At 61.4% G+C, this 23705-nt stretch carries 22 protein-coding genes and 1 pseudogene; 12 read left to right on the forward strand and 11 right to left on the reverse strand.

Annotated features, from left to right (window positions below):
* Positions 1-37: 37 nt before the first annotated feature.
* Both murI and OEG84_RS05985 read right to left on the reverse strand, forming a co-directional pair.
* Complete coding sequence (gene murI / locus OEG84_RS05980; protein WP_267652873.1) at positions 38-835, reverse strand: glutamate racemase; 798 nt, start codon at positions 833-835, stop codon at positions 38-40.
* A pseudogene (locus OEG84_RS05985) lies at positions 832-1633 on the reverse strand (RNA methyltransferase). Before OEG84_RS05985 ends, murI begins: the two are co-directional and overlap by 4 nt.
* Positions 1634-1707: 74 nt before the next feature.
* Here OEG84_RS05985 and OEG84_RS05990 point away from each other — a divergent pair.
* The 4 genes from OEG84_RS05990 (at position 1708) to OEG84_RS06005 (ending at position 4466) form a co-directional block, all read left to right on the forward strand.
* A complete protein-coding gene (locus OEG84_RS05990; protein WP_267652874.1) occupies positions 1708-2067 on the forward strand; it encodes a TfoX/Sxy family protein in 360 nt (119 codons plus the stop codon).
* 177 nt (positions 2068-2244) lie between these two features.
* A complete protein-coding gene (locus tag OEG84_RS05995) occupies positions 2245-3456 on the forward strand; it encodes an NADP-dependent isocitrate dehydrogenase (protein WP_267652875.1) in 1212 nt (403 codons plus the stop codon).
* Between the two features lie 3 nt (positions 3457-3459).
* Positions 3460-3861, forward strand: coding sequence for a hypothetical protein (locus OEG84_RS06000; protein ID WP_267652876.1), 402 nt, complete (start codon positions 3460-3462; stop codon positions 3859-3861).
* Positions 3858-4466, forward strand: a complete 609-nt coding sequence (locus OEG84_RS06005; protein ID WP_267652877.1) for a DedA family protein — start codon at positions 3858-3860, stop codon at positions 4464-4466. Before OEG84_RS06000 ends, OEG84_RS06005 begins: the two co-directional genes overlap by 4 nt.
* Before the next feature lie 94 nt (positions 4467-4560).
* Here OEG84_RS06005 and OEG84_RS06010 read toward each other — a convergent pair whose 3' ends face one another.
* From OEG84_RS06010 to recA, 3 genes are all read right to left on the reverse strand, one after another.
* Positions 4561-5415 carry a hypothetical protein gene (locus tag OEG84_RS06010; RefSeq protein WP_267652879.1) on the reverse strand — a complete coding sequence of 285 codons (855 nt, stop codon included), beginning with the start codon at positions 5413-5415 and terminating at the stop codon, positions 4561-4563.
* Positions 5416-5640: 225 nt separating this feature from the next.
* Positions 5641-8292 carry an alanine--tRNA ligase gene (gene alaS, locus OEG84_RS06015; RefSeq protein WP_267652880.1) on the reverse strand — a complete coding sequence of 884 codons (2652 nt, stop codon included), beginning with the start codon at positions 8290-8292 and terminating at the stop codon, positions 5641-5643.
* A 204-nt stretch (positions 8293-8496) separates the two neighbouring features.
* Positions 8497-9588 carry a recombinase RecA gene (gene recA / locus OEG84_RS06020; RefSeq protein WP_267652881.1) on the reverse strand — a complete coding sequence of 364 codons (1092 nt, stop codon included), beginning with the start codon at positions 9586-9588 and terminating at the stop codon, positions 8497-8499.
* Between the two features lie 245 nt (positions 9589-9833).
* Between recA and OEG84_RS06025 the strand changes: the two genes are divergently transcribed.
* Genes OEG84_RS06025 through OEG84_RS06035 form a run of 3 tightly spaced genes read left to right on the forward strand, consistent with a single transcriptional unit; the run spans position 9834 to position 11987 of the window.
* Entirely contained in the window at positions 9834-10778 is a 945-nt protein-coding gene (locus tag OEG84_RS06025; protein WP_267652882.1) for a carbohydrate kinase family protein, read from the forward strand.
* Positions 10779-10795: 17 nt separating this feature from the next.
* The gene (locus OEG84_RS06030) at positions 10796-11719 is read left to right on the forward strand and encodes a pseudouridine-5'-phosphate glycosidase (protein WP_267652883.1); all 924 of its coding nucleotides are present in this window, start codon (positions 10796-10798) and stop codon (positions 11717-11719) included.
* A 40-nt stretch (positions 11720-11759) separates the two neighbouring features.
* Entirely contained in the window at positions 11760-11987 is a 228-nt protein-coding gene (locus tag OEG84_RS06035; RefSeq protein WP_267652884.1) for a BrnA antitoxin family protein, read from the forward strand.
* Positions 11988-12233: 246 nt separating this feature from the next.
* Here OEG84_RS06035 and OEG84_RS06040 read toward each other — a convergent pair whose 3' ends face one another.
* Both OEG84_RS06040 and cckA read right to left on the reverse strand, forming a co-directional pair.
* Positions 12234-12881, reverse strand: a complete 648-nt coding sequence (locus OEG84_RS06040) for a YiaD family glycine zipper/OmpA-like lipoprotein (protein ID WP_267652885.1) — start codon at positions 12879-12881, stop codon at positions 12234-12236.
* A 117-nt stretch (positions 12882-12998) separates the two neighbouring features.
* Entirely contained in the window at positions 12999-15614 is a 2616-nt protein-coding gene (cckA, locus tag OEG84_RS06045) for a cell cycle histidine kinase CckA (RefSeq protein ID WP_267652886.1), read from the reverse strand.
* A 295-nt stretch (positions 15615-15909) separates the two neighbouring features.
* Between cckA and OEG84_RS06050 the strand changes: the two genes are divergently transcribed.
* Positions 15910-16989, forward strand: a complete 1080-nt coding sequence (locus OEG84_RS06050; RefSeq protein WP_267652887.1) for a flagellar biosynthetic protein FliO — start codon at positions 15910-15912, stop codon at positions 16987-16989.
* Between the two features lie 188 nt (positions 16990-17177).
* On the opposite strand, the gene dksA is transcribed toward OEG84_RS06050, so the two are convergent.
* Positions 17178-17597, reverse strand: a complete 420-nt coding sequence (gene dksA, locus OEG84_RS06055) for an RNA polymerase-binding protein DksA (RefSeq protein WP_267652888.1) — start codon at positions 17595-17597, stop codon at positions 17178-17180.
* 316 nt (positions 17598-17913) lie between these two features.
* On the opposite strand from dksA, the gene OEG84_RS06060 reads away from it, so the two are divergent.
* The 4 genes from OEG84_RS06060 (at position 17914) to OEG84_RS06075 (ending at position 21814) form a co-directional block, all read left to right on the forward strand.
* Positions 17914-18423, forward strand: coding sequence for a SixA phosphatase family protein (locus OEG84_RS06060; RefSeq protein WP_267652889.1), 510 nt, complete (start codon positions 17914-17916; stop codon positions 18421-18423).
* A 190-nt stretch (positions 18424-18613) separates the two neighbouring features.
* Positions 18614-20086: a YcjX family GTP-binding protein gene (locus OEG84_RS06065; RefSeq protein WP_267652890.1), complete on the forward strand. Its 1473-nt coding sequence runs from the start codon at positions 18614-18616 to the stop codon at positions 20084-20086.
* On the forward strand, positions 20083-21177 hold the full coding sequence (locus tag OEG84_RS06070; protein ID WP_267652891.1) for a YcjF family protein: 1095 nt from the start codon (positions 20083-20085) through the stop codon (positions 21175-21177). The genes OEG84_RS06065 and OEG84_RS06070 overlap by 4 nt, the downstream gene beginning before the upstream one ends.
* Positions 21178-21274: 97 nt before the next feature.
* The gene (locus tag OEG84_RS06075) at positions 21275-21814 is read left to right on the forward strand and encodes a hypothetical protein (RefSeq protein WP_267652892.1); all 540 of its coding nucleotides are present in this window, start codon (positions 21275-21277) and stop codon (positions 21812-21814) included.
* Between the two features lie 32 nt (positions 21815-21846).
* Here the strand turns inward: OEG84_RS06075 and folK are convergent, their stop codons facing one another.
* The 3 genes from folK to folP are packed head-to-tail and all read right to left on the reverse strand — an operon-like array spanning position 21847 to position 23615.
* Positions 21847-22383 (reverse strand): 2-amino-4-hydroxy-6-hydroxymethyldihydropteridine diphosphokinase, encoded by a 537-nt coding sequence (gene folK, locus OEG84_RS06080; protein WP_267652893.1) that lies wholly within the window; start codon positions 22381-22383, stop codon positions 21847-21849.
* Positions 22376-22744, reverse strand: coding sequence for a dihydroneopterin aldolase (gene folB, locus OEG84_RS06085; protein ID WP_267652894.1), 369 nt, complete (start codon positions 22742-22744; stop codon positions 22376-22378). Before folB ends, folK begins: the two co-directional genes overlap by 8 nt.
* The gene (folP, locus tag OEG84_RS06090) at positions 22737-23615 is read right to left on the reverse strand and encodes a dihydropteroate synthase (protein WP_267652895.1); all 879 of its coding nucleotides are present in this window, start codon (positions 23613-23615) and stop codon (positions 22737-22739) included. Before folP ends, folB begins: the two co-directional genes overlap by 8 nt.
* Positions 23616-23705 lie beyond the last annotated feature (90 nt).

The following is a 23705-nucleotide window of genomic DNA, read 5'->3' on the forward strand; positions in this document are numbered from 1 at the left end:
GAAATGGGCGACGTTGGTCCGGGCACGGCAAAAAATCCTATCGCTTGTCCTGGTTCAAACCAAAGCCGTGCATCAGCCGCCGCGCGCTGTAATCCGGATTGCCCGAGGTGAAAACAACGCTGTCGCGGGCATCGGGCAGTGCCTCTCCGCCGGGCAAAGTCTCAACAATTGCCAGCGCGCGTCGTGCGATCGCCTCGGCTGGATCGATCCAGTCCACCGGCCAGGGCGCCATCTTGCGCATGCGGTTGACCAGAAAAGGAAAATGCGTGCAGGCCAGCACCACAATATCGGTCTGGCGGCCTTCATGGTTGACAAAACACGGCGCGATTTCCGCTGCCACCGCTGCTTCATCGACAAATCCGCTACGCATGTAGGTTTCGGCCAGAGTGGCGAGGTTTTCCGATCCCACCAGCCGCACATGAACCTTGTCGGCATAATCGCGGATCAGGTCCCGGGTGTATTGTCGTTTGACCGTGCCCGGCGTTGCCAGCACCGAGACAAGGCCTGAGCGGGTGCGCTCAGCGGCAGGCTTGACCGCTGGAACCGTGCCGACGAAAGGCAGGTCCGGATAGGCCTTGCGCAGCGCCGGCATGACGATGGTCGAGGCAGTATTGCAGGCAATCAGCGCCAGCGCCGGCTTGTGCCGCTCGATCAGATCGGCAAACAGCGCGACAATACGGTCGTTAAGCGCCGCCTCTTCCCAGCGGCCATAGGGAAAACCGGCGTCGTCGGCAACGTAGACGAATCGCCGCCCCGGCATCAGCACCCGCGCCTCGCGCAGCACGCTGAGCCCGCCAATGCCGCTGTCAAACACCAGAACCGGACCGTCACTCATTCGTCGTCTCCCACCCCGCCAGCCCTGCGCTGGCCGGAGCGACTAAACTTGTCAAATGAGGCAAAAAGACCACGCAGCACGTTGATTTCGTCGGTCGAAAACCCCGGCCTAGTCAGCACCGCGCGTAAATTGTCGACCGCCTTCATCCGTTTGGTCTCGGAGCGGAAATAGCCGCGTGCATCAAGCCCTTCCTCGATCTGGGCAAACAATCCGTGCAGATCAGATTTTGGTGCCGGCTCCACTTCGGGCTTGTCGAACGCCGTCTCGAGCGGACTGGAAAGCCCCGACTTCATCCATTCATAGGACATCAGCAACACCGCTTGGGCGATATTGAGCGAGGCATAGGCTGGGTTGACCGGAAAGGTGACGATCTCGTCGGCGAGACCAACCTCCCAATTGCGCAGGCCGATGCGTTCGCGCCCGAACAGGATCCCGGTCTTTTCGCCTGCATTCTCGCGTCCACGCAAGATCTCGCCCGCCTCCACCGGCCCCCGCACCGGCTTGTGCCCGTCGCGTGGTCGTGCCGTCGTCGCATAGACCAAGTTCAGGTCTGCCAACGCGGCCTCAAGCGTCTCAAACACCACAGCCCCGTCGATCACATGGTCGGCATGCGCGGCCGCGCTGACAGCCTTGTCATTGGGCCAGCCATCGCGCGGGTTGACGATTCTGCAAGTTGGAGAGCCCGAAATTGGCCATGGCGCGCGCCACCATGCCGATGTTCTCGCCCAGTTGCGGTTCCATCAGTATGATCGCCGGCCCGCCGGTGATGTTTTCGCGCTGCCTGTCGGTGCCTGCCATGGGATTTTGCCGGTGGTTGATGTGCCGGTTTCCTGTCATACTTCACCGGACTTGAGAAGCCGGAGCGCCCAAACATGACCGGAAATCTCGCCCCGCGCATCCGTGCCCTGCTGGCAGATACCCCCGGCATTGGCGAAATCCGCATGTTTGGTGGTATCTGCTTTACCTTGAACGGCAACATGATGTGCGCCGACAGCCACACCGGACAGATGCTTGTGAGGTTGAGCAGGGCAGAGCATCAGGCTGCACTTTGCGAATCCGGAACCATGCCGATGGTGATGCGCGGGAAACCGATGGCCGGATATCTCTATGTTACACCGGCCGAACTTGAGAGCGAGCCGGCACTTTCCCACTGGCTGGAACGGGCGCTGGCCCATGCCCGCACATTGCCTCCAAAACCTGGCAAATCAAAACCCAAGCAGTCGTCCAGATAGCCCGCAGCAGTAACTACCGGTGCTGACAGACGCTACCAGGTTTCGACCTTCGTCACGTATAGGCGATCACCGCTACCGGCGTGTTGTGCGCGCGCACGGCTTTTGTTAAGAGATGCGCCATCTGGACGGGCATTCACCCGCTCTTTACGGCAACCCTTCTCAAAAGGTCCAAAACGCATGGCAAAGATCAAGGTAGCAAACCCGGTCGTCGATCTCGACGGCGATGAGATGACGCGGATCATCTGGCAGTTCATCAAGGAAAAACTGATCCTGCCCTACCTCGATCTGACGATCGACTATTACGACCTCTCGGTCGAATACCGCGACGAAACCGACGATCAGGTCACCATCGACGCCGCAAACGCCATCAAGAAGCATGGCGTCGGCATCAAATGCGCCACCATCACGCCTGATGAAGCCCGCGTCGAGGAATTCGGCCTGAAGAAGATGTGGCGTTCGCCCAACGGCACGATCCGCAACATTCTTGGCGGCGTGATCTTCCGCGAGCCGATCATCATGAAGAACGTGCCGCGGCTGGTTCCGGGCTGGACCAAGCCGATCATCGTTGGCCGTCACGCTTTCGGTGACCAGTACCGCGCCACCGATTTCCGCTTCCCCGGCAAGGGCAAGTTGTCGATCAAGTTCGTCGGTGATGACGGCGAAACCATCGAGCACGAAGTCTATGACGCGCCGTCCGCCGGCGTTGCCATGGCCATGTACAACCTTGATGATTCGATCCGCGATTTTGCCCGCGCGTCACTCAACTATGCGCTGATGCGCGGCGTTCCCTGCTACCTGTCGACCAAGAACACCATCCTCAAGGCCTATGACGGCCGTTTCAAGGATCTGTTCGAGGAAGTCTTCGAAGCCGAATTCAAGGACAAGTACGCCGAAGCCAAGATCACTTACGAACACCGCCTGATCGACGACATGGTCGCCTCCGCCCTGAAATGGTCCGGCGGCTACGTCTGGGCCTGCAAGAACTACGACGGCGACGTCCAGTCCGACATCGTTGCCCAGGGCTTTGGCTCGCTCGGCCTGATGACGTCTGTCCTGATGACCCCGGATGGCAAGACCGTGGAAGCAGAAGCCGCCCACGGCACCGTCACCCGCCATTACCGCCAGCATCAGAAGGGCGAGGAAACCTCGACCAACTCGATCGCATCGATCTTTGCCTGGACCCGTGGTCTCGCGCACCGCGCCAAGCTCGACAACAATGCCGAGCTCGCCAAGTTCGCCGACACTTTGGAACTGGTCTGCATCCAGACCGTCGAATCGGGCTTCATGACCAAGGATCTGGCGCTGCTGATCGGTCCCGACCAGCCGTGGCTGTCGACCACAGGTTTCCTCGACAAGATCGACGAAAACCTGCAGAAGGCCATGGCCTGACTGATGGCCACCGGACCTGTCGTCACGCTCAGAAAGCTGTGGCGGCACAACCGGTGGCTAACCCTGTCTTTTCTGATCACATTGACGCTGGCGTTGTTTTTCATCATTCGCGCCAGCGTTTTTTTTGTCTATTGGCAAAACCATACCGATGAACCGATCGAAGGCTGGATGACGGTGCGCTATATCGCCAATTCCTACCGGGTCGATCCGGAATTGGTGCATGATGCCATCGGTCTGCCCCGCACCGGCCCTGACCGCCGGCCGCTGATCCGGATCGCCCGCGAAGATGGCCGGCCGCTCGATCAAATGGCCACGACAATCATCGAGGCGATAGAGGCCGACCGCAAGGCCCGCGGCATACCCAACAGCGACCTTCCAGACCCTGTCCCCTCCGGGCAGCCATGACCGAGCAACTGCTGGATGCGCTGGCGCTTTACGGCATCCCCGCAGCTGCGCTGTTGCTAGCTATCGGCCAGATCGGCATTCCCATGCCCACCTCGCTGGCACTGCTGGCGCTCGGTGCGCTGGCGGCCAATGGCGACGCCGATGTCTCAAGCGCCTTCATCTGGGCAGTAGCCGGTTGCACGTTGGGCGATCAGGCCGGCTATTTTGTCGGCCGACTGGTCATGCAACAGGCTTCCGATCGCCCCGGCATGATCGGCAAGCTCGCCCGCCGGGCGAGGAAAGCCGAGCCACATCTGCAAAAATGGGGCGGATCCGGCGTGTTCCTGTCGCGCTGGCTGTTCACGCCTCTCGGCCCGCCGGTCAATTATGCCAGCGGCGCCACCCGACTGTCGTGGCCGCTCTTTACCCTCTGGGGTCTCGCCGGTGAGGCCTTGTGGGTGACGATCTACATCGTGCTTGGCTATGTGTTCGGCTCCAATATCGAAGCCCTCGCCAATGTTCTGGGCAACCTGTCGATGGCGCTGGCGCTGCTGGCAATTGCCGCATTCTTGGGCTGGAGGCTGCTGCACGCCGCCAGAAAACCAAAAATCAAACCGACGTCGTGAAACAAAGTTGACCCACCCCTGGGCTTCAAAGACGCTTCGAGGTACTGGTTCAAACATGCGCTTTCATGCCTGAAGAACCATTGGAGAGCGGGATTCACACCCTGTCCAACGTCGACTGCACCATGTCGGCAACTTCATCGACAAAATCAGCGTCGCGCCAATAGCCACTGTGCGACAGCGGGTTCCACGAACTCAGCCAGGATCCGGAATTGATCTGCCGATCCTTGAGACCGCCGGCGTCGGCCAGGCTCTTGTAGCCGATGCCGAGATTTTCGAGCGGATAGCCCAGCACATCATCCTTGTCATAGAAATTAAGCCACCAGGGCTGGCGTTGCAGCGCCGCCGGCAGGTCGGTGCCGGGATTGGCGATGCACAGGATCTGGTCAAAACTATAGGCGAAGGTAAACAGCGGGATGTTGCAGCCAAATGTCATCAACGCGGCGATGGTGTTGCAACTCGATATCCGCTGCGTCGTCAGCCGCTGGTCATGCTGGCGATCCCAGATGTGGTCGGCAAACACATGCCCGCCCATCGAGTGGGCGAGCACGATCAATGGCGCGCCGGCTTCGGTGTCTTCTTCCAGTTCTTTCAGCACCGTGTCACAGCGCGCATGGATATCGCGGTAGATGTCGTGATTGGGATCACCCGGCGCGTTGTGATAGGCCGCAGCATCGCCAAGATTCTTGATCGCGAATTCGCGCAGCCCGTCATAATTGAGCTTGTTTTTCACCCGTTCGAAATAGGCATTCTGGTTCTTCTCGGTGATGTCGGAATAAAAGATTTCCCGCCACGCCACGCGCGAGGCAAAGTGGCCGGCGTGGTCCCTGTCGATCCGTGTCCGCACCAGGCGCGCCAGATCCTTGGAAAAGGACAGCGCGGCGCTGTCGCCCGGACGTTTGCCGAAAGAGCCAATGCCGTGGATCACGGCAACAGCAATCTGCTTGGCCATCGTAACCTCCCGTTCTTCCCACGTCTGCGCGCCAGTTTAACACGCACCCCGGAAAGGCGAAAAAACACCTGGCGGCCGAGCCAAGCGGAGCCGCAGCACCGGCGCCTGATAAGGACATACTCAAGCGTGGGCATTACGGGCCAGCGCCACGAAAAACGCCCGGGGTAGAACCCCGGGCGCGAAAAATCATGAAGCCTGTTTGCACCGCGTGAGCGGCAGAGCGGATCAGCCGATCGCCGCGGCCACGGCGTCGATTGCCGCATTGGCCTTTTCTCCATCCGGACCGCCGGCCTGAGCCATGTCGGGACGCCCGCCACCGCCTTTGCCGCCGATCGCTTCGGATGCCACCCGCACCAAATCGACTGCCGACAGCCGCGAGGTCAGATCCTCGGTGACGCCGACGACGACGCTTGCCTTGCCGTCACTGCTGACCGCGACAAACGCCGCCACGCCGGAGCCCAGCGATGATTTTGCCGCATCAACCAGGCCCTTGAGATCCTTGGGCTGCACGTCGCTGACCACCTTGCCCAGGAATTTGACGTCGCCGATATCACGGCTCTCATCGCTTCCCGCGGTACCACCACCGAGCGCCAGTTTCTTGCGCGCCTCGGCCAGTTCGCGTTCGAGCTTCTTGCGCTCGTCCATCAGCGCTTCAACCCGTGAAGCCACATCGCCCGGCTGCACTTTCAATAGCAAAGCCAGCGATTTAAGCTTTTCGTCCTGTTCCGCCAGATGCCTGCGCGCAGCCTCGCCGGTGAGCGCCTCAATGCGGCGAACTCCGTTGCTCACGGCGCTGTCGGAAAGCACACGGACCAGACCGATTTCACCGGTGGCCGCAACATGAGTGCCGCCGCACAGTTCCACCGAATAGGGCCGGTTGGCTTTGGCGCCATGCGTCGCCGTTCCCATCGACACCACCCGAACCTCGTCGCCATATTTCTCGCCAAACAGCGCCATCGCGCCTTCAGCGATGGCATCGTCAACGGCCATCAGCCGGGTCGTTACCGGGCTGTTTTGGAGGATGATCTCGTTGGCCATGGCCTCGACCTGCTGGATCTCTTCAGCCGTCATCGGCTTCGGGTTGGAAACGTCAAACCTGAGCCGCTCGGGCGCCACCAGCGAGCCTTTCTGGGCCACATGGGTGCCGAGCACTTCGCGCAACGCTTCATGCAGCAGATGGGTGGCCGAATGATTGGCACGGATCTTGGCACGGCGCGCGTGATCGACATCAAGCTGCGCCTCGGCGCCCACGCTGACCTTGCCTTCGACAACTTTCGCCCGGTGCACGAACACGCCCTCGCCGCGCTTCTGGGTGTCGTTGACTTCAAGCCGGTAGCCCTCGCCGGAAATGATGCCCTGATCACCCATCTGGCCGCCGGATTCACCATAGAACGGCGTCTGGTTGACGACCACGTCGACGGCATCACCCGCTGCGGCACTCTCGACCTGCGCCCCGTCGCGCACCAGCGCCAGGATCACACCTTCGGCGGTCTCTGTGTCGTAACCCAGACATTCGGTGCCACCGACCTTGTCCTTGATCTCGTACCAGATGTTCTCGGTAGATGCATCGCCGGAACCGGACCAGTGGGCCCGTGCTTCAGCCTTCTGCCGTTCCATCGCCGCGTTAAACCCTTCGGTATCGACATCGACGCCACGCTGTCTCAGCGCATCCTGGGTCAGATCGAGCGGAAAGCCATAGGTGTCATAAAGCTTGAACGCGGTTTCGCCACTCAGCCGGTCGCCCTCGCCAAGCCCGGCGCTGGCGTCGTCGAGCAGGCTCAGGCCGCGCTCCAGCGTTACCCGGAAATTGGTTTCCTCGAGTTTCAACGTTTCAGAAATCAGCGCCTCGGCACGCACCAGTTCCGGGTAGGCACGCCCCATCTCAGCCACCAGCGTCGGCAGCAGCCGCCACATCAGCGGCTCGGGCGCACCCAACAATTGTGCATGTCGCATGGCCCGGCGCATGATCCGCCTGAGCACATAACCGCGCCCTTCCTTGGACGGCAGCACGCCGTCGGCGATCAGGAAGGCTGAGGCACGCAGGTGATCGGCGATCACCCGATGGCTGGCGCGGGTGTCGCCCTCGGCTGGGACCCCGGTGGCCTCCACCGAGGCGGCAATCAGCCGTTGGAACAGGTCGATGTCATAATTGTCGTGTTTACCCTGCAAAAGTGCTGCAATCCGCTCCAGTCCCATGCCGGTGTCGATCGACGGCCGCGGCAAGTCGAGCCGCTCGTCGGCGGTCTGCTCGAACTGCATGAACACCAGGTTCCAGATCTCGATGAACCGATCACCATCCTCGTCCGCAGAGCCGGGAGGTCCGCCCCAGATATGGTCGCCATGGTCATAGAAAATCTCGGAACACGGCCCGCAAGGACCGGTGTCGCCCATCGCCCAGAAATTGTCATTGGTAGCGATGCGGATGATCCGGTTTTCCGGAATCCCCGCAATCTTGCGCCACAGATCATAGGCGTCGTCATCGGTGTGGTAGACGGTGACCAGCAACCGCTCCTTGTCGATGCCGAACTCCTTGGTCAGCAGGTTCCAAGCAAGCTCGATGGCTCGGTCCTTGAAATAATCGCCAAAGGAGAAATTGCCGAGCATCTCGAAGAAGGTGTGGTGACGCGCGGTATAGCCGACATTGTCGAGGTCATTGTGCTTGCCGCCGGCGCGGACGCATTTCTGCGAGGTCACCGCGGTCGAATAGGGCCGCTGCTCAAGCCCGGTAAAAACGTTCTTGAACTGCACCATCCCCGCATTGGTGAACATCAGCGTCGGGTCATTGCGCGGCACAAGCGGGCTCGAGGCCACCACTTCGTGCCCGTTCTTCTTGAAATAGTCGAGAAACGACGACCGGATTTCGTTCACGCCACTCATGATCAACCCTTTGTTCGACAAGCCGGCCGCGCCACGCGCCGGATGGATGCCCGCACCACAAAAACCGTGCGGACCGCCGCTTTTATCGCCCGCCCCCCTGCCTGTCCAGACGGCAGCGGCGGCACCATCAACGGAAAACCGGCCGCCAGTCCCTTTCGAGACTGACGACCGGCTTGAAACCTGCACCAGGAATGTGCGGAAGGCCTACATTTCGGCGGAGCCGGCGTCGTCATTCTCCCCGGCGCTGCGGTCTTCTTCCAGAAATTTTTCGGCAATCAGCCCGGCATTCTGGCGAAGCGACAGTTCGATCTCGTCGGCCAGCACCGGATTGTCCCGCAGGAACTGCTTGGAGTTCTCGCGCCCCTGCCCCAGCCGCTGGCTGTTGTAGGAGAACCAGGCGCCGGATTTCTCGACAATCCCGGCTTTCACGCCCAGATCGATCAATTCGCCGACCTTGGAAACACCTTCACCATACATGATGTCGAACTCGACCTGCTTGAACGGCGGCGCCATCTTGTTCTTGACCACCTTGACCCGGGTCTGGTTGCCGACCACTTCATCGCGGTCCTTGACCGAGCCGATGCGGCGGATATCGAGCCGCACCGAGGCATAGAATTTCAGCGCATTGCCGCCGGTGGTGGTTTCGGGCGAGCCGAACATCACGCCGATCTTCATGCGGATCTGGTTGATGAAGATTACCATGCAGTTCGAACGCGAGATCGAGGCGGTCAGCTTGCGCAGCGCCTGGCTCATCAGTCGCGCCTGCAAGCCTGGCAGGCTGTCGCCCATTTCACCTTCGATTTCGGCGCGCGGCGTCAATGCAGCCACCGAATCGATCACCAGCACATCAAGCGCGCCGGAACGAACCAGCGTATCGGTGATTTCGAGCGCCTGCTCGCCATTGTCAGGCTGCGAAATCAGCAGGCTTTCGAGGTCAACGCCGAGCTTGCGGGCATAGACCGGGTCGAGCGCGTGCTCAGCATCGATAAAGCCGCAAATGCCGCCCTTCTTCTGCGCTTCGGCAATGGTCTGCAGCGCCAGCGTGGTCTTGCCGGAGCTTTCCGGCCCGAAAATCTCGATCACGCGGCCGCGTGGCAAACCGCCAATGCCCAGCGCAATGTCGAGCCCCAGCGAACCGGTCGGAACCGTTTCGATCTCGACCACGCCCTCATTGGCGCCGAGCTTCATGATCGAGCCCTTGCCGAACGAGCGTTCGATCTGAGAAAGTGCGGCGTCGAGCGCCTTGCTTTTGTCCACGGATTTTTCCTCTACCAGTCGCAAAGAGTTCTGTGCCATTCCATCCACCTTTAGGTTATCGTGCCGCAGCAAGCAATCAATGCTCGTTTGACAAATATGTACTCTCTTTGTTCCGTTTTCGCAAGCCCCACTCAACCCACTGGAATATAATGATAATTCACTACGTGTTCTATTTTTGTTTCGGTAAACGGCCCGCTGGTGCCCGCGATGACGCGGCAACCTGCATCCGCGACGCCGACCAGACCGCGATTCGGTTATCCGCCGGATTGTGCGAAGGTTAGGCCATGGCGCGCATCCTTGCCATCGGAGGCGCCCATATCGACCGCACCGGCCGGCTTGCTGCCCCGCACCGGCCTGGCGCCTCCAATCCCGGCTTCTGGCAGAGCGAGGCCGGCGGTGGTGTTTTCAACGCAGCGCGCAACCTTTCGCGGCTCGGCCACCAGGTCACGCTTGTGGCGCCGCGCGGTGGCGATGCGGCTGCCGATGAGGTGACGCGTGCAGCCGCCGACGCAGGTATCGAGGATTGCCCGCTGACCTTTCTCGATCGGGCAACGCCAAGCTATTCGGCGATACTCGAGCCCGACGGCAATCTGATCACCGCACTCGCCGACATGGCGCTCTATGACCAGGTGCCTGCGCGCCGGCTGATGACCGCGCGGCTGCATAAGCGGCTGGCCTCTGCCGACCTGCTTTTGGCCGACGCCAATCTGCCCGAAGACGCACTTTATGCACTCAGCAAGACAGCTGCCGGGCACGGCATCCCGGTCGCAGCCATCGCCGTGTCGCCAGCCAAGGTGGTGCGCTGGCACAGGAGCCTGCCGCATCTGGCGTTGCTTGCCATGAACGCAGCCGAAGCCGCCACATTGAGCGGAAGCCCTGCGGAAGATCCCCGCAACTGGTCCGACCTGCTCTCCCCGCTCGGACTTTGTTGCGGCCTGATCAGCGCCGGCGCAGGCCCGGTAATGGCCTTTGACGATAGCGGCGTCACCCTGCTGGCATCGCCACCGTTGGGCAGCCTTGCCGATGTCACCGGCGCCGGCGATGCGCTCGCTTCAGGCTTTGTCGACGGCCTGCTTGCGGGCGGCACCCGCGAAAACAATCTCATTCGCGGCATTGCGCTGGCGCGGCTTACCGCTACCGTGCGCGGGCCGGTACGGCCGGATTTATCGCCGCACCTGCTTGCCCAGGCCCTCGCCGCCATGCCAAAGCCCACGCCAATCCACACTTGAGTTCAGGAGCCTGCCCCATGCCCGGATCGATCGACATCGAAACCACCCAGGAAGTGGCCGACGCGCTGGCTGCCGGTCGTCCGGTGGTGGCGCTCGAATCCACCATCATCACCCATGGCATGCCCTGGCCTGGCAACCGCGACATGGCGCTCGAGGTTGAGGCTGTAATCCGCGCGGAAGGCGCAGTCCCGGCCACCATCGCCATCATCGACGGCACCCTGCATGCGGGCCTCGATACGGCGTCCATCACCGCGCTCGCCCAGGCCAGCGACGTCATGAAGGTCTCACGCGCCGATTTCGCCTTCGCCATTGCCGAGGGTCGCACTGGCGCCACCACTGTCGCTGCCACCATGATGGCGGCAAAACTGGCCGGCATTTCGTTGTTTGCCACAGGCGGCATCGGTGGCGTCCACCGCGGCGCCGAGCTGAGCTTTGATATCTCCGCCGATCTCGAAGAACTGGGTCGCACGCCGGTGATCGTTGTCTGCGCCGGCGCCAAGGCCATTCTCGATATCCCCAAGACGCTGGAAGCACTGGAAACCCGCGGCGTGCCGGTGGTGGCCTATGGCCAGGACGAGATGCCGGCGTTCTGGTCGCGCAGTTCGGGCCTTGCCGCACCGCTCAGGCTTGACACGACCGAAGCCATTGCCAGGTTCGAGATCACCCGCCGCGCGCTGGGTGGCCATGGCGGTATGCTGATTGCCAACCCGGTGCCCGAAACAGATGAAATTCCCGCCAATGTAATGCACGGCCATATCGAGGCCGCACTCGAAATGGCCAAGGCTCAAGGCATCGAGGGCAAGGCGGTAACGCCTTTCCTGCTGGGCGAAATCCTCGGCCTGACCGACGGCGCGAGCCTCAAGACCAACATCGCGCTGGTGCTCAACAATGCCCGCCTCGCCGCCCGCATTGCCGTGGCGCTGGCAGCCGGATCAGAATGACCGCCCATTTTCTCCCGTCGCCACAACAAGGACAATGTCGATGAAACCAACCCGACGCACTGGCAGCGTATTCGACAAGGCAGAAGCCGCCTTCAAATCCGCGACCACCAAGCCGGTCGAAGCCGCCCCCAAACCCGCAACCGTGCCCGAGGGCAAGGAACTGGTTTCGCTGCGGCTCGACCGCGCCGTACTCGAGCATTTTCAGGAAGACGGCCCCGGCTGGCAAGACCGCATCAATGCCGCACTGCGCGCCGCCGCCGGGCTTTGAGCAAATGACCGGTCAGGCCGGCCGATGAACGGGGGATTGCCCCATTCAAGCCGCGCTGCAGCAAACGAAAAGACCCGGCAGCCTGAGCTGCTGGGTCCAATGTCGCCTCAAACGACCTTCCACACCCATCCCGAAATCAGGGCAGATTTCCGGGTTGCGGGGCGCGGAAACTGAAACATTCTCACCACTCCGGCCGCCCCACCCCATCTTAGGTGCGCGAGCAGCCCTTGAGTCAGATCAGTTCAATCAGCTCAGCGGCGCGATCTGGATTTCCACACGACGGTTGGCCGCACGTCCGAACTCGGTGCTGTTGTCGGCCACCGGACGGCTTTCGCCGAAGCCCTGGGTGTAGAACCGCTGGCTATTGTTGCCCTGCGAAATCAGGTAGCTGGCAACCGACTGCGCACGCTGCTGCGACAGGGTCAGGTTGTAGCTGTCCGAACCGGTCGAATCGGTGTGACCGGCAACGTCGACGAGCGAGCGGTTAAATTTCTTCAGCACCAGCGCCACCGAGTTCAGGGTCGGGTAGAACTCCGGCTTGACCGCCGACTGGTCACTGTCGAAGGTGATGTTGGACGGCATGTTGAGCACGATGTTGTTGCCCACGCGGGTCACCGATACGCCGGTGCCCTGCAATTGCGCCCGCAATTCGGATTCCTGCTGATCCATGTAACCGCCGATCGCGCCGCCTGCGAGCGCCCCGATACCAGCGCCAATCAGCGCGTTCTTGCGGTCGTCGCCGCCAGCCAGCAGGCCAAGGCCCGCACCGGCAGCCGCGCCCAGCGCCGCACCGCCAGCCAGGTTCGATACCTTCTGCTGTCCGGTATAAGGATCGGTCGTGCAGGCGGACACAAAGATTGCGGCCAGCGCCGCTGCCAGGATTTTGGTTTTCATGTTAGCCCCTCTCGGCATATGTCAGTTGGCGAATTCTAGTGGAAAATGCGGCAGGATGATGAACATTCCATCATCACACAAATTACTGCATTATCAATGCGTTATCATCGTACGCGGCTATTCGTCCAGCATTTCCCGGACCGCCGTGGCCAATTGTTTGAGCGAGAACGGCTTGGCCAGAAACCCGAATTTGGCGTCCGCCGGCAGGTTGCGTGCAAACGCATCCTCGGCATAGCCTGAGACGAAGATGAACTTCATGTCCGGATAGTCCTTGCGCAATTCGGTCAGCAGGGTCGGCCCGTCCATTTCCGGCATCACCACGTCGGAGACGACGATGTCGACCCGGCCTTCGAGTTCCTGCAGCACCTCCAGCGCTTCGACGCCGGTGCCCGCTTCATGTACCTCGTAGCCGCGCGCTTCCAGCATCCGCTTGCCGCCACGCCGCACCGCTTCCTCATCCTCGACCAGCAACACCACAGAGGATCCTCCGGTCAGATCTTCCGGCCCATTGGTCGATTTGACGGGTTCCGCCACCACACCGTTGCGGACAGCCTCCAGGATCGCCGCAGCTTCCGCCGCTGCGGCGGCCTTCTCGGCCTCGTCTTCCACATGCCGCGGCAGGTAGATCCGGAAGGTAGTCCCCTTGCCCAGTTCCGAGTCGGGATAGATGTAGCCACCCGACTGCTTGATGATGCCGTAAACCATCGACAGGCCAAGGCCCGTGCCCTTGCCGACATCCTTGGTGGTGAAAAACGGCTCGAAGATCTTTTCCATCACCTCAGGCGATATGCCGGTGCCCTCGTCCGAGATCTCGATCAGAACATATTCGCCCACTTCCATGCCGCGATGATTGAGCCGCTCGACCTCATCCGCCTCGACATTTCGGGTTCTGACCGTGATCGTGCCACCCTCGGGCATGGCGTCACGGGCATTGACGGCGAGGTTGATCAGCACCTGCTCGAACTGCCCCAGATCGGTCTTGACCGGCCACAGATCGCGGCCAAACTCCAGCTCGAGCTTCACATTTGTCCCCGTCAACCGGTCGACCAGCATCCTCAGATCGCCAATCACGTCGGTCATCGACAGCACCGTCGGGCGCATCGTCTGCTTGCGCGAGAACGCCAGCAACTGGCGCACCAGCACGGCTGCGCGATTGGCGTTGCGCTTGATCTCGATGAGGTCGGCAAAACTCGAATCCGATGGCCTGAGCGACATCAGCAGGTGGTCGGCTGACAACAGGATCGCGGTCAGCACATTGTTGAAGTCATGGGCAATGCCGCCGGCCAACGTGCCCACGGCGTTCATCTTCTGGGTCTGCGCCATCTGCGCTTCGAGCGCCTTCTGCTCGGTGGTCTCGACCGCATAGATGATCGCGGTTTCCTCCGGCGCCTCCTCGGTGTGTTCGATCACCGCATTGACGTAAAAGCGGAAATGCCGTTCCTCGTTGTCGGCACGGCGGCTGTCGATCGGCGTGATGTCTCCCTGTTTGTCTGCCGCCTGCCGCAGGGCATCCTGAAACCCCTTGCGATCTTCGGCGCGCAGCACCGTCTCAAACAACGTGCCGCGCTCCATGTCGTCACGCGTCACCAGACCATGAAACATCTGCAGGAACGGCCCGTTGGTGCGCAGGATCTTGCCCTGTCCATCGACCGATGCAATCGCCATGGGCGTGTTGTTAAAAAAACGGGTAAACCGCATTTCCGCCCGTGCCGCATCCTGGACGCCCGAACCGCCGTCTTCGCGGCTGATGACGATGGTGCGGCTTTCGCCCGGCGAGCCGTCGCGGGTTGCACTCACTCGGTGCACCAGTCGTACAGGCAAGCTCTGGCCGTTGGACTTGAGCAAATCGAGATCGAGCTGCGCGGTGCGGTTCAGTCCCGGCTCCGCCTGTACCGATTCCACAAGCGCCATGCCGGAACCCGCCACCAGATCGCGCAGCATTAACTTGCCCGGCGAGAATGCGGTGAAATCGATCCCTAGCCAGTCGGCCAGCGTCGCATTGAGATAGACGATGTCGCCATCGCGGCCTGCGGAAAAGAACCCGACCGGCGCGTGATCAAGATAGTTGATGGCGTTCTGCAACTCCTTGAACACCATCTCCTGTTCGGTGCGCTCGTGGCTGATATCGGACAATTGCCAGGCCATCAGCTTCTCGGCGCCGTCGACGCCGGTCACCGGCCGGCCACGCAAACGGTACCAATGCGCCGAACTGCCGCCTTCGCGGGTTTCGCCGAGCGGCTGCGTCATCCGGAATTCTTCCTGCCCCTCGCGGCCATCGCGCATGGCGTTGGTCAACCGGTAGACGGCCTCGGTGGATTCGCGGTGACGTGACAGGATTGCCTCGATCGACTGCACGTCGGCAGCACTGGAAGAACCGGTCAGTTTTCCATAGGCATGATTGGCGTAGATCACCCGGTCCTTGTTGTCGGTAACAAGCGTGCCTTCGGGATGGCTGTCGATAAACGCCCGCGCCAACGGATCGGTCACGGTCTTGGGCATGATGGTGACAAAGCCGATCACGGTCGACACCAGGAAAAAGATCCCGACCACCGCCAGCACGCCGAGAATGCCGAGCATCACGTCATTGTTGAGTTTGTCCTTGAACAGGAAAAACACAACGGAGGCGCCAATCATCACCAGTGCGAGGAAAATGAGCCTCGACACGGAACGCGGTTTGGCGCTTCGGTCCACAAGCGGCGCCGGATGTCCGGCCGAGGGCGTCGTATCTGTCATGCTTTGCTCTTTCGTCCCGCCACGGATCGTCCGGTTTGGATCACATTCCACCGCGTATGGAAAGCCCAAACCCGGTGATCGCGCCCCAATGAACACGGTTTGTCTGCGAAAATCGATGGTCTCGGCATGGTCTGGGCCCTCTTCGCTGGCAGCGAACAGATACGATACGGGATAAATCCCCGCAACGTCTTGTGGAGACGCACGAAAAAACGTCAAATACACTCCGTTTGCAAACCAATTCGGCCAGTTCCCGACAATCGGGCGACCCGCGTCGAAATCATGCGGAGGACTGCATTTGCCCGACAACATTCTGGACGGTCACGGGGCAACGTTACTGATCGCGGTTATTGTCGTCGCCGTGGCGCTTCTGGCGCTGGTCGGCGTTTTCCGGCTTATTCGCGGACGGACGTCCTCGACATTCGTGCGCGGTGGCCGCGGCCGCCAGCCACGCCTGGCCGTGCTGGATGCCGCCGCCGTCGATACACGGCGCCGAATCGTGCTCATTCGTCGCGACGATGTCGAGCACCTGGTAATGATCGGTGGCCCGACCGACGTCGTCATTGAAAGCCGCATCACTCGGATGCCGGACGAACCCGCCGACACTAGGCCGGTCGCCCCTGCCCGCATGCCGACCCCGGTTACGATGGCCGATCCCGCGCCGCGAGCGGCGGCGTCTGCTGCGCCAGCCCCCGTCGCGCAACAGCAAAGCCGGACAGCCAGGCCCCAACCGGCCGCGCGGCCGCAACCGACTGCAGCCCCGCGCGAGGCGCGCCCATCCGATTCAGCCCGCCCGGCGCCATCCCCACAGGCGGCCATCGCGGCCACGGTCACTACTGCGACAGCGGTCGGATCGGTTCAGGCCGACGCCGCTGACGCCTTGGAAACCGCCCGCGCACGGGTGTTTGACGAGCCTGACTTTAGCGACACTGTGCTTGACGAAGTGCCTCCGGCGCCGATCACCGCGCCCACTTCTGTCGACCCATCGCTCGCCGCCCGTCAGGCTGAGCCCGCGTCAAACCCTGAAATCGAACTGCCAGGCTACAGTGAAGTTCTGGCCGACCAAGCCGATTCATCTTCTTCCCCCGACCCGGCCCAGCCCTCCGAACCGGCACGGACACCTGTTCCTGCGGCAGGCGAGCGGTCGGCGCCGGCTGGTGATTTCGAATCGGTTCTCGCCGCCGAACTGTCGGAAGATCTGTCGCTTGATGGATTTGACGACGGCTTTCTCGATTCCCCCGATCAGGGCACTGGTCCGTTGCCGGATGTCGAGCCGGTCGAGCCACCGGAAGTCAAGCCCGACACCTCACCTTCACGCGACTCGCTTGAGGCCGAAATGGCGCGGTTGCTCGGCGACCTGTCGCGCAAGCCTTCTTAAAACCCGTCGGTCGGAAACGATCCTGCCGCCGCAATCAACGGTCTTCGGCCAGGCTGATGATCCACTCAGCGTCCTGACAAAAAGGGTCGCACGATCTGAGACGTCAGAGCCGCTTCAAACGCATCAAGGCGCCGTGTCTGCAACACACGGCGCCTTGATAGTTGAGCGATCCGGAAGAATATTCCGGTCTATTCGTCGCGATAAACCTTTTCACGCCGCTCGTGGCGTTCCTGCGCCTCGATCGACAATGTCGCAATCGGCCGCGCATCGAGCCGTTTCAGGCTGATCGGCTCGCCGGTCTCTTCGCAATATCCGTAGGTTCCCTCGTCGATCCGCGTCAAAGCCGAATCGATCTTGCCGATCAGCTTGCGTTGCCGGTCACGAGCGCGCAATTCGATCGCACGATCACTTTCGGATGATGCCCGGTCAGCGACATCAGGATGGTTGGCACTTTCCTCCGCGAGATGGTCAAGCGTCTCGCGCGCCTCTTTGAGGATGTCATTGCGCCATGCAGTCAGCTTGGCCCGAAAATAGGCCCGCTGCTTGGCGTTCATGAAATCCTCTTCATCAGAGGGCACATAAGAGGAAAAATCGAAGTCTTCACTCATGACGATTCTCCCGGCTAAGCCATTCGGGGGGACGTATATCCAGAGGGCCGCGCCGGTACAAGCAGTAAATGATGCCTATCACCGCAATTTTATCGATATGACACAACGGCGCAGAGGGACCGAGAAAGGATTGGTTTCGCTCAATCTTCAGGCCATATGGTGCCGGCAAACACATTTTTTGACCTTGCCTTAAGGTGCATGTACCAATGTCGGCCCCGTTCACAGTCCAAGCTTCCCGCACTTTGGGCTATTGGCGAATTGAACCGCGGCAGCGAAGGTTTAAGTTTGGCCAATGACCTCATCTCCCTCTCCCAGCTTGCGTGTATTTCTCGTCCGCCACGCCCACGCCAGTTGGGCGCTGCCCGGCACACGCGACTTCGACAGGCCGCTTGACACAAGGGGACGGGACGAAGTCCGGCAACTGGCGGCGGCCATGGTGGTCAACGGCTATGAACCGGACCTGGTCTACTGCTCCACCGCACGCCGCTGTGAAGAGACACTCACATTGCTGCTCCCGCAGCTTGGCCTGTCGCCCGTCATCGAACGCAGCGACACGCTCTACGCCGGCAGTCACGAAAGATACCTTGATCTCATCAGGGCCAGCCACGCAGACAGCGTCCGCTCGATCATGATCGTCGGCCACAATCCGATGATCGAAGACACCGCACAGGCGTTATTGCAGGACAATTCCGCCGCCTTTGCCGAAGCGCTTGCCGGCGGCTTCCCGACCGCAGGGCTGCTAATTGTCGATTGCCCCCGGGTCGAAGCCGGATGGCGTGCCGGGGATGCCCAATTTGTGGCGCTTATCTCGCCCGCCGACACCTGATGTCCGTGGAACCGGATTGGTTCCTTCGAGTGCCAAAGTACATGCAATAAATCAAAGCGTTAGCGCGACATTTGCGCCGTTGGTGGCATTCGCGCCACGTTACCCGAACGCCGCGCTGTCATGCTTGTGCTTTCAATCGCCCCTTCACTCTCCTATATCGGCGGAAGCTGTTTAATTGTGAAAGGCACCCGTGTCGTCTTCCATCACCACCCTCGCCGATGAGGCGCTGATCGCCTTTGACACGCTCACCGATCGCGCAAGCAATCTGATCGAGCCGACGCTGCGGCTCGGGGTCACCGGCCTGTCGCGCGCAGGCAAGACTGTATTCATCACCTCGCTGGTGCACAATCTGCTGCATGGCGGCCGCCTGCCGATGTTTCAAGCGTCCCATTCCGGCCGTCTGGCCGGCGCCACGCTCGAACCGCAGCCCGACGACGCCGTGCCGCGGTTCCAGTACGAGGATCATGCAGCCCGGCTGATTGAAGAGCGTCTGTGGCCCGATTCCACTCGCGCCATTTCCGAACTGCGATTGGTTATCGAATATGAATCGGCCAGCGGCTGGAACCGCTTCTTTTCGGGCGGCAGACTGTGCCTCGATATTGTCGACTATCCCGGTGAATGGTTGCTAGATCTGCCGCTTCTGGGCCAGGATTTTGCAGCCTTCTCGCTCAATGCCGCCAGTCTTGCGCGGTCCTCGGCCCGTCTCGACCTGGCCACGCCGTGGCTTGATCGGGCGGGCACCATCGACCCGCACAAACCCGCCAATGAGGGCGACGCGCGCGAACTGGCGCGGCTCTACACGGATTATCTCCGGGCTTGCAAACGTGATGAACGGGCACTCTCCACCCTGCCGCCGGGGCGGTTCCTGATGCCTGGCGACCTTGATGGATCACCGGCGCTGACCTTTGCGCCCTTGCCGAACCTGCCCGATACGCCGGCGCCAAAGGGATCGCTGCAGGCAATGATGGAGCGCCGTTTCGAAAGCTACAAATCCGTCGTCGTCAAACCCTTCTTCCGCGAACATGTCGCCCGCCTTGATCGGCAAATCGTATTGATCGACGCCATGCAGGCAATGAATGCCGGCCGCGAAGCGGTGATCGATCTCGAGCGAGCGCTGTCGGATGTGCTGTCATGCTTCCGGCCGGGTCGCGGCAATCTGCTCACCAGCCTGGTTTCGCGCCGCATCGACAAGGTGCTGATCGCCGCCACCAAGGCCGACCACCTGCACCACGAAAGCCATGACCGGCTTGAAGCCATTGCACGGCGCATTGTCGACCGCGCCTCAAAGGACATCGGCTCGTCGGGCGCACACATAGAAGTGCTGGCGCTGGCGGCCGTCCGCGCCACCCGCGAAGCCACTGCCCGGCAGGATGGCGAGACCCTTCCAGTGATCGTCGGCATCCCTCTCGAAGGCGAGAAGATCGGCACCGAGAGCTTCGACGGGAATCGCAAAACAGCCATATTTCCCGGTGACTTGCCGCTCAATCCGGATTCATTCTTCAAAGCCGTTGATTCAGGATCTCAGGCAATGCCGCCCGATATCAACATTGTCCGTTTCCGCCCGCCGATGATTGAGCTGAGCGACAGCGGCGTGAAACTGTCGCTGCCGCATATCCGGCTTGACCGGGCGCTTGAATATCTCCTGGGAGACCGGCTCGCATGACCGACCATGACACCTCCGGCCCTGCCCGCAAGCCGCGCGCTTTCAGCGTCGAGGAACAGCATGCACCCGCCGCCAAGCCAAAACCCAAGCCGGAAAAGCAGCGCAAGCCGTCAGCCCTCCCCGTCACGGTGGAAATGACACGGACCGAGGATGATCCGTTCCAGGAGCCAAAGGCTGAGCTCGACGCATTGACACCACCGCCGGCCAAGCCGCGCTCCCGGCGATTGACCGCCGGCAAGCTGCTGCTCGCAAGCCTCGGTTTTCTCGCGGCCCTGGCGGTCGGGATCTGGACCGATGCGCTGATCACCACCCTGTTTGACCGCCTTCCCTGGCTCGGCTGGGCTGCGGCGGTGGCTGCCGCAATTGCCGTGTTGGCACTATTGGTCGTGATCATTCGCGAAATCATCGGCCTGCGCCGGCTCGCCCGGGTCGCCGAACTGCGCAAGGACATTTCCGACAAGGCCAAATTCGCCACCGCCACCGAAGCCCGCGCGCTCGCCGGTCGCGTGTCCCACCTGCTCGCGGCCAACCCGCTTTCCGCCCGCGGCCGAAAGAACCTCGATGCGCTGGACGATGAAATCATTGACGGCCCGCATTACCTGGCCTTCGCCGAACGTGAATTGCTGACCCCGCTCGACCGACAGGCGCGGCAGCTTACGCTCAATGCCGCACGACGGGTTTCGGTGGTCACTGCGGTCAGCCCCCGCGCCTTTGTCGATCTCGCCTATGTCGGCTTTGAGGCGGTTCGGCTGATTCGCGCCATGGCTGAACTCTATGGCGGCAGGCCCGGTACGATCGGCATGGTCCGGCTGTTCAAGGATGTCATCGCCCATCTCGCCGTCACCGGCGCTGTGGCCGCGGGCGACAGTCTGATCCAGCAGGTGGTCGGTCATGGCCTGGCGGCAAAACTTTCCGCCCGGCTCGGCGAAGGTGTCATTAACGGCCTGATGACCGCACGCATCGGTATCTCGGCGATGGATTTGTGCCGGCCAATGCCGTTCGCCGCAACCAAGCGCCCGGGAATCGGCGATTTCATGTCCGATATTACCGGATTCGCCAGCAAGGACGGTAAAACCAGACCGGACGATTGATCCCGGACAGATTTACGATTACCGTCGCGATAATTACGCTCCATTAACCATTCTGCGTCATTTCTGGGGTCCGTTTCCAGCCGCAACAGGTGTGACTATGTATTCCAAGTTTCGCATCCTCCCGCTTTGTCTCGCGGCATTCGCCCTGACGACCGCGACGCCATCGATGGCGCGCGACAAGGACCATGTCTTTTTCAGCTCCGTCGAGGGGATCTGGAAAGGACCAGGGGAAATTGTCGCCGGCAAGTACAAGGGCACGAAATTCGTCTGCAACCTCAGCGGCGATGCCAACAACAACGAAAAAAGCGGCATCACCCTCGACGGCACCTGCCGGGTCGGCGTTTTCAATCAGAAAATGTCTGCCGTTATCACCCGCAAGGGCAAGGGCTACACCGGCCGCTTTCTCGATGGCTCGGCCGGTCAGGGCCTGGATATCGTGTCAGGTCGGGTAACAGGCAACCGCGCAGTCATGGCCATCAACCGCAAGACGCTCGATGGCGCGATGATTGCCAGCCTCAACGATCCGGAAACGATGAACGTGACGATTTCAGTCAAGGTCGGCTCGGAGATGGTGCCGGTGATCGGCATGACCCTCAAGCGCAACATCGAAAACGTCAAGACCGGCTCTTTGCGCTGAACAGGATTATCATAGTACGCGCTATATCACCGCTACGGCTGCAGCCACCAGTCGCCATCGCGGCTGAGCGCTTCGATACCTTCTGAATCCACCAGGCTCGACCAGTCCGCAACACTTTGCAGATTGACCACCGCTTGCGGCGCGATGTCGGCCAGCGGCACCATCACGAACGCGCGCTCGGTCATCCGCGGATGCGGCACGGTCAGATCGGCGTGGTCTGACAGGAAATCGCCATGCAGCAGCACATCGAGATCGATCGTGCGCGGCCCCCATCGGTCGGCACGCACCCGTCCAAGGGCCAGTTCCGTGTCCAGACAGACCTTGAGCAATTCATGCGGGTCGAGCGTGGTTTCCACCAGCACGCAAGCATTGTGGAACCATTCCTGATCGGTATTGCCCCACGGCGGCGTCCGGTACAGCCGCGACACCGTGCGGATATGGATATCGTCTCGCTCGTCGAGCAGCGCCAGCGCCCGCGCCATGGTCTTGCGCGGATTGCCGATATTGCCGCCAAACCCGATTGCCGCGATCACGGTCTTGTCGACCGACGATGCTTGCGATTCAGGCACGGTGTTCAACCACTACTTCGACATGGTCAAGCACGCCCTGCACCGGCGCACCGGGTTTGCGCAGGGCGATGCGAACACGCCTGACCTCCGCAAACCGATCGGTCAGCGTCTTCGCCACATCCAGCGCCAGCGCCTCGATCAGAAATTTCCGTTGGCCGGTAACGACCTCTTCGATCACTTTGAAGGCCACGCCGTAATCAACTGTTCCTTCAAGGGAATCAGTCTCCAGCGCAGCACCGCGATCAATCTCCAGCTCGGCATCGACATAAAACCGTTGGCCGAGAGACCCTTCCTCGTCATAGACGCCGTGAAACGCGAAGAACGCGCAGTTGACGAGACGGATGATGTAGCTGTCAGCCATGTCCGGCCTCCCTTTGGCGGCTCCTTTGAACCATCGCATCGGCAACCGCAACCCCGTCCTTGTTGAAAGCGACATTGTGCACGCGCAACATTGCAGCACCGGCGAGCCTCAGCACGACGCTGGTGGCCGCAGTACCGACATCGCGATCTCCAGCTTCGCGGCCGGTAAGCGTGCCGATAAAACGCTTGCGCGAGGTGCCCACAAGCAACGGAAATCCGAGTGTGTGTAATTGCTCGAAACGGGCCATCAGAGCCAGATTGAGGTCTGCGTCCTTGGCAAAGCCGAACCCCGGGTCGAGCAGGATCTGGTCCTCGCCAATGCCAGCCTTTCGGGCAATCGCCAGCGAGGCCGAAAACCACTGCAACTGATCTTCAATCGGATCGGCCAGCACCTCTCGGTCTCTGCCCGTATGCATGATGGCAACAGCGGCGCCATGCTCGGCGGCAACCCGGGCAATGTCCGGATCACGCTGCAGTCCCCAGACATCATTGACCAGATGGGCCCCGGCGGCGAGCGCCAGTCTCGCTGTTTCCGCCCGCCATGTATCGACCGAAATCAGCAAGTCCTGTCGGTCGGCCAGCGCCTCTATCACCGGCATGATACGGCGTTGTTCCTCGAACGCAGTCACAGGCTCCGCCCCCGGCCTGGTCGATTCTCCGCCAATATCGAGCATGTCGGCGCCCGCCTCCGCCATGGCCAGTGCGGCGGCAATCGCAACATTGGCGTCGGCGTGCAGGCCACCATCGGAAAACGAGTCCGGTGTCACGTTGACAATGCCCATCAATCGCGCGCGCGGCCCCAACTCGATTGCGGCGTCGCCGGCAAGCCTGAGCGTCCTTGGCTCAAACACCGCATCCGGAAATGATCTCATGGCGCGTCTTTCCCACTGCGTGTGGCAATATTGCCCGGTGTTGCTGTTGCATGAGCCTGCACCATGACGCAAGTTCGCCCTTCCTGTTTC

Origin of the sequence: Hoeflea algicola, from assembly GCF_026619415.1 — a bacterium.
GTDB classification, from domain to species: Bacteria; Pseudomonadota; Alphaproteobacteria; order Rhizobiales; family Rhizobiaceae; genus Hoeflea; species Hoeflea algicola.